The sequence below is a fragment of the Hydrotalea sp. genome (genome assembly GCA_030054115.1).
Taxonomy (GTDB): Bacteria; Pseudomonadota; Alphaproteobacteria; order JASGCL01; family JASGCL01; genus JASGCL01.
The window spans coordinates 24296-30912 of sequence record JASGCL010000016.1 but is presented as its reverse complement, the minus strand read 5'-3'; the positions used below and the strand labels follow the sequence as shown (position 1 = coordinate 30912).

Genomic DNA, 6617 nt, shown 5'->3' with positions numbered 1-6617 from the left:
TTTTTTATAAAAATTGCGCCAAAGCCCCTAAGCCGAAAGGGATAATTCGTCGCCGACCGCGATGTCGCCGTCGGTGATAATCTCGGCGTAAATCCCCATGTCCAAATGGTGGTAATGATTTTTTAAATGGGTCAGGGTGGGGAAATCGCGTTGGCCGGTGCCCGGGTTGACCTCGGTAATGGCGCAACGGGCGGTGCGTTCCACCACCCGTAACGCAACCGCGCCGCAGGTGATGGTTTGCCCGACCCACGATAATTCGGCAAAGGGGGCAAGCCCGTCGATATAAACATTGGCGCGAAAACGTTTTGGGTCGATCGCTGTCTCGCCGCCTCCCTCGTCTTCCCCCGCGTCTTCCCCCGCGTCTCCTCCCTCGTCGCCATTATTATCCACGCCGGCCCGCGCCGCCAATTCGCGTAAGGACGCAAGGTTGATGATAGAAATCGCCGTTTTTTTATAGGCACCGGCGATGATGGCGCGGTCGTGAATAAAACCACCGAATAATGACGGGTCGCTTTTGTATCCCATCGACAGCGGGTGGTTCGCACCGCTGTAACCCAAAAATTTGGCAATGGCGTCGGCAATCACCTGGTCGTCTTTTGGTAACCTTGCGCTGGCGAGCAATTTTTTATTTTGGTCATGGAGGCTTAAGGTTTTGCTTGCTGGGTCGTAATCGGCACGCAGGGTTAACAATTCGCGGTCACCGCGTAATTTATGAATCACCTGTTCGCCATCGGTCGTCAGGCGGCGAATTTTTTCTACGATGCCAAACACGCGGTCAAGCGGTGGCGCGGTGCGCGCCGTCAACCGCATGGCGGCAACAGCCTGGCCCTGGGCACCCTGCAATGGGTATTGGTGAAGTGAAATGATGTTCGCCGCCATAACGGGAGCTAAAAGAAATATGCCCGTCAATGAATATTTTTTTTCATATTGGGCACCTCCAGCGGGAAGGCTGGAATGGTAACCATGATAACCTCGCCCTGGTCATCGACCATTTGGTAATGGCCAAACATCATACCGCTTTCGGTGGATAGCGGGCAACCCGAGGCGTAGCTGTAACTTTCGCCGGCGGCGATGGTCGGCTGTTCGCCGACAACGCCAAAGCCCGACACCTCGTCCTTATTGCCATGGGCGTCGACGATTTGCCAATGGCGTTTTATCAATTGCACATTGTCATCGCGATGGTTGGTGATGATGATATGGTAACTCCAGGCGTAGCGGCTATCGCTTGCGTCTGAATGTTCGGGCAAAAACACCACCCGCACCGCCACCGTGATATTGTTGCTGGTTTCGACCCATTGCGTTGGCAATGTTTTCAAGGGGGTGCGGGGCGTTCGTAAGGATGATTTCATGGTTTGCAGGGGGTGGTGGGATAAAATTTTATGATATGGCGGCCAGCACTTCATCCACGTGGCCTGGAACCCTTACCTTACGCCATTCCTTTACCAATTGGCCATCTTTATACAAAAATGTCGCGCGGTCAATGCCCATGTATTTTTTGCCATACATCGATTTTTCGACCCAGGTGCCCATCGCGTTGCACAGCTCGCCATTTTCGTCTGACAATAATGTAAAATTGAGCGATTGTTTGGTGCAAAACCCTTGGTGTGATTTCACCGAATCCTTTGACACGCCAATGATTTGGCATTTTTTGCTACTAAACTTGTCTTTTTGCCGTTGAAAATCGTTGGCCTCGACGGTGCAACCGGGGGTGTTATCCTTGGGGTAAAAATATAATACCAGCCAATCGGTTTTGAATTCGTCACTATTGCGGGTTGCACCCGTTTGGTCGGGTAACTTGAAGGAAGGCAATTGTTTAACCATAGCGTCGATTATAATTCTTTTGTATGGTTTTGGCAAGGCTTGACAGAGGCTTGGTAGAGGGCTGGCAGGGGTTTGCAATTGGGTTGGCAGGCGATTACGCAGTTTTTAATGGACATTAAAGCCTGTGCATGATTTGATTTTTTCTTTTGCAATCAATGGCCAATAGCGATAATAGACTATTATGCCGGATAAGGACATAATATTTCGTTGGTTGCAAAGAACGGTGCGGTTCAACCGCCTTATGACCATGGTGATTCTGTGGTTGATGTTTGTTTATGGCGTGCCACTTTTCCCCGCGCCATTGTTGGTGAATATGTATTTGCGGATTCAAAACAGCGACGCATCGATATCGGTTGATGATATTCGCTTGCGTTACAATATTCTAACCGCCACCCCCGAAATTATTCTCGAGGATTTGCAAATCGGCCATGAAAATATATCATCGATGGTAATTGGGCTTAACAGCCATTGGTCGCTCAATAATTATAACCCGCATCTTAGCAACCTGCAGGATAAGAAGGGCAGGGAGAGTAGCCTTAAGGCGGCGGGTGGCGGCGGCAATGCAACCTTACCCGCATCACCGCCCGACATGGGTTCGCCAAATTATTGGGAAGACCCAGGTGTTTTTTCGGTCGCCCCGACCAACGCGATATTTTCCTATATGAGGATTACCTACGCGGCGATTGGTATTCCGTTTCAAATTAGTGATTTGCAAATCAGCCGCGACGCGACAAGCCCATTGGGTTTGCGGTTGGATGGTTTTTGGCAGTTGGATCGTTATCGCGGTAGGATGTCCTTTAGCAAGGAGAACGGCCAGCCCCTAAGCCTTGCCCTCAAGAGCAATAAATTTAATTTGTTGAGCGTGCTAAAAAAACTAGTCGATGAAAGAACCAGCAATTACTTGGGCGATTATTTTAATTTTGCCTCCCTGATGCGCGATGCCGCCAATTTTGAAGAATTCGTGGTCGATGGCAAGCTAGTATTTAACGACCAAGTGCAATTTCAATCGGCCGATGTGACGATTTCATCGGCCAACCATTACCTACAGGCATCGATTTCACCCGGGGCATCGCGCACCGACATGCGGTTGCGTTGGAATTTAGAAAATTTGCAAACATTATTGGTGCCGTCGTTGGCGAAAACCACCAAGTTTGAAAAAATTGATACCAAGGGCAATCTGGCACTCTATAGCACCACCGCGCGGCGCGGCGGCCTAAGTGCTATTGGAGTTGGGCCGACCGATAAGGCAAATGGCATAACCAATCAATTCGAGGTTCTGGCCTATTTCCAAAATGCTGACCTGCAGAACCTCGGCCTGAAAGTGGCGATGTCGCCAAATGATTTGGAAACACGCGCCACCGATTATGCTTTCAAAGGCGCGGTCGATGCGAGCAAAGATGCGCAGAAGATGAAAATGAATTTTTCGGTGGCGAAGGTCGGCCGCGAGTATGACGCCGGCGCGCAATTTAATGAATCGTTGCAGTCGGTTTGCAGTATGTTTAATTTTTGTAATGAATTGCCGGCCAATTTGGTGTGGGGTGCGGATTTCAGCAAGTTGCGTGGCGCCTATGACGTGAATATCCGAAGCATGCCGCAAACGCCATATGACCAAATCCGCGGGATACAAAAAATATATTTTAGCTTGGCGACAACCTTTGACCGTGCGCCGGCGTTTGATGTGCCATTTATGAATTTTAATGTAAAGGCTGGTAGCAAAAGCACCATTGCCGCCAATGGCTATAGTTACGGCAATTTATTCTTGGTTGAGAAGGCGCATGTTGCAAATGAAAACGGCTTATCGGCCGATGCCAGCGATTTACAATTTAGAAACGGCGAATTTTATAAGGGCAATATACAATCGAACATTGCCGGCAGTGAAAAATCAGTTTTCACCGTAACAACCTTGCCCGATGGCACGCATAAAATGACGGTGGTTGGTGACCGCGTGTCCTTCGCGCCCTACCTCGGATTTGAAAAAGACCGCACCGTTAGCACCGAGCCGGATATTGATATACTCGACCGCCATATCGACCGAACCAAAGTCCCCGATGTTTATTTGGTTGGCAATGTAAAAAAATTGGGTTTGAATGGTGATCATGAATGGAGCAATGCGGTGTTCCAGCTGATTATCCGCGACAGCCGAATAGAATTGGCTGATTTTAAATCCAAGGAAATGACATTGTTTTACAAGGTTGGGCAGCGCGGTGACGCGGTGTTTCGCGTCAAGGGTAGCAATGCCGGTGAATTATTATATGGCACCGGCGTCCTCAGCGGGATAGAGGGTGGCAATATCAGTTTTTCGGCCACCGCCAGAAATGCCGATGAGCCGTTGGCGGGGAGCGGCGAGATTAATGATTTTGTGGTTGATAAGTTGGGCGCAATGGCAAAATTATTCGACCTTTTATCCATCACCGGATTATTTAGCGGTAACGAAGGGGTCGGGTTTGATAAAATAACCGCCAGCGCGCAAATGTTTCAACAACAGCTTATTTTTCAAAATGGTGTGATGCGTGGCCCATCGATGGAAATGACATTTTCTGGCCGGCTTGATTTGCTGGGCGATGGCACCGATATGGAGGGAACATACGTGCCGAAGAATTTTATCACGCAATTGCTTGATATTATTCCGGTGTTGAATGTTATATTGCCGATGTCGGGCGACAATGCGGTGATTGGCACGCGCTATGTTATGACCGGGCCGGTTGATAATTTAAAGGTGCGGTTTAATGTCGGCACGTTCCTGACGCCAGGTATTTTGCGTAGTATTTTTGGCAAACCAATTGGCAGTCAAGAATTTATCGACCGCGGTATCTATAAAAACAAACCGATACCCAAACCACTTCCCACCACGGATGATAAAAAAGCCGCGCCATCCCCCGACAAACGCAACCATTAAATATGCGACAGGTTGAAATTGAAACTTGCCTTTTGCCGCAAAGCAAGATAAAACCCGACATATAAAAAACTTGTTATTATTTTTTTTAATCAATGGAGGAGTGGCCGAGTGGTCGAAGGCGCACGATTGGAAATCGTGTAGGGTGTTAAAGCCCTCACGGGTTCGAATCCCGTCTCCTCCGCCATTTTTTGCGTTGGCCAGGTTGTGCGCAGGGTATTGATAATGAGCGACAATTTTCTTTCCGCGCCGATATTTATAACCTCCGACCATGCGGGTTATGATTTGAAAATTGCCTTACGGGATTGGTTGCGCGCCAATGGCCAGGCGGATATAACCCTGCTCGGCGCAACCTCGACATCTGCGACCGATTATCCAGATGATGCCGCCGCGCTGGCCCAGGCGATGAGCAAAAACAAACAAGCCAATAAAACCGCAATGGGCATCGCCATCTGTGGCTCGGGCATTGGCATCAGCATCGCGCTGAATCGCCATCGCCATATTCGTGCCGCCCTGTGTAGAGACAGCGGCGACGCTGAAACCGCGCGCCAACATAACAATGCAAATGTGTTGGTGCTGGCGGCGCGGCGGATTGACCTTGCCACCGCGACAGCAATTATAAAAAAATTCCAAGAAAAAGATTTTGAAAGCTCTGCCGAACGCCACCGCCGCCGCGTTGATAAATTGGCGTAAATAATCGACTAAACCCAAGCGGGCGAGCATTGATTTTAACAATCAAAGACAAAGCGGGGCGTTTATTATTATTATTATTGATTACCAAAGACGCGCTGTGGTATAAGCCACCACGAGATGAGCGGTATAATATCGCTTTATCGTTTGGACAATCAGCTTCATGAGAAAGGGACATATCATGAAAATTAAAAAAACATTTTTGAACAGCTCGCATAGTGTGAGCGGTGGTTCATTATTTAAACAATATATATCACAACAAGCATTATTGGCGTCGGCCATGTTGATGGCGGGCACGCTCGGTCTTGCCTTTACGACCAATATGGCATCGGCAGGCAATGTGGTAAAAACCAACAGCGTTAATGGCAAATCGCCAGTTACGTTGCTGGCAAAAAAACCATTGGTGGTGGGGCGCGTTGCGGGCAAAAGCTTGGCAACCAACCAAGACGATGGATTTTTTATCCAACCCGAAGCCGACTTTTTTGTGGTTAGCAAGGCAACCCTCAATAGCGAGGTTAGCGATTTGCTTCGCGGCGATAAGAACGTGGTATTAGGCACTAGCGTATTACAAGCCAATACCCTCGGCCTTGGCGGCGGTGCCATGATAAACACGGGCTATCAATTGAACAATTTTAAATTTGGCCTGGCGCTTGGCTATCATTATGTTGGTGGCGACGTGTCAGAAACGTTTGGCGGTGGTGTTACGATACCTGGGTTAAAGATAGTCTATAACGAAAGCGTTATCCCTGTCATGGCGACCCTTGCTTATCAATTCAACCTTGGTAAATTTTCTATCACCCCCATAGTTGACGGTGGTATGGCGGTTAGGGTTCTTAAGCTCACAACCGATTTCCTGCCGGTGACTGGTGGCAAGACCAATGAAGTCCTCCATACCGTGGCTGGGACAATTGTCACTGGCGTGGTGGACGGCGGTCTGGGCTTGGGTTACAACGTAATCCCGGGCCTTGACATTACCCTGTCGGGTAAAGTCGGTTATTTGTTTGGTGCAAATAACGTCATGGTTAATGCAACCTATTTTCCGAAGGATAAAAAACAGGGTTGGGCTTGGAATTGGGCCTACGCGGTTGATATCAAAGGGTTATTTTATGGCACGGTCGGCGCCGGCGTTAACTATAAATTTTAATTAAGTTTGAGGGGCAAAAGAAAATGGGGCGGTGGTTCTCTTCATCCGCCCCATTTTTCTGCCTCGTTT

At 48.8% G+C, this 6617-nt stretch carries 6 protein-coding genes and 1 tRNA gene; 4 read left to right on the top strand and 3 right to left on the bottom strand.

Annotation, left to right across the window (positions count from 1 at the left end; translation table 11 throughout):
• Positions 1-27: 27 nt before the first annotated feature.
• From QM529_04530 to QM529_04520, 3 genes are read right to left on the bottom strand one after another with little or no spacing between them, the layout of a single operon-like run.
• The gene (locus QM529_04530; GenBank protein ID MDI9313923.1) at positions 28-879 is read right to left on the bottom strand and encodes an MOSC domain-containing protein; all 852 of its coding nucleotides are present in this window, start codon (positions 877-879) and stop codon (positions 28-30) included.
• 26 nt (positions 880-905) lie between these two features.
• On the bottom strand, positions 906-1403 hold the full coding sequence (gene apaG, locus QM529_04525) for a Co2+/Mg2+ efflux protein ApaG (GenBank protein MDI9313922.1): 498 nt from the start codon (positions 1401-1403) through the stop codon (positions 906-908).
• On the bottom strand, positions 1378-1821 hold the full coding sequence (locus tag QM529_04520; protein ID MDI9313921.1) for a peroxiredoxin: 444 nt from the start codon (positions 1819-1821) through the stop codon (positions 1378-1380). Before QM529_04520 ends, apaG begins: the two co-directional genes overlap by 26 nt.
• Before the next feature lie 181 nt (positions 1822-2002).
• Between QM529_04520 and QM529_04515 the strand changes: the two genes are divergently transcribed.
• From QM529_04515 to QM529_04500, 4 genes are all read left to right on the top strand, one after another.
• Positions 2003-4717, top strand: a complete 2715-nt coding sequence (locus QM529_04515; protein MDI9313920.1) for an AsmA-like C-terminal region-containing protein — start codon at positions 2003-2005, stop codon at positions 4715-4717.
• Positions 4718-4811: 94 nt separating this feature from the next.
• Positions 4812-4901: transfer RNA gene (locus QM529_04510), tRNA-Ser, on the top strand.
• Between the two features lie 38 nt (positions 4902-4939).
• Complete coding sequence (locus QM529_04505; protein MDI9313919.1) at positions 4940-5407, top strand: RpiB/LacA/LacB family sugar-phosphate isomerase; 468 nt, start codon at positions 4940-4942, stop codon at positions 5405-5407.
• A 178-nt stretch (positions 5408-5585) separates the two neighbouring features.
• Positions 5586-6548 (top strand): hypothetical protein, encoded by a 963-nt coding sequence (locus QM529_04500; protein MDI9313918.1) that lies wholly within the window; start codon positions 5586-5588, stop codon positions 6546-6548.
• Positions 6549-6617: the final 69 nt, after the last annotated feature.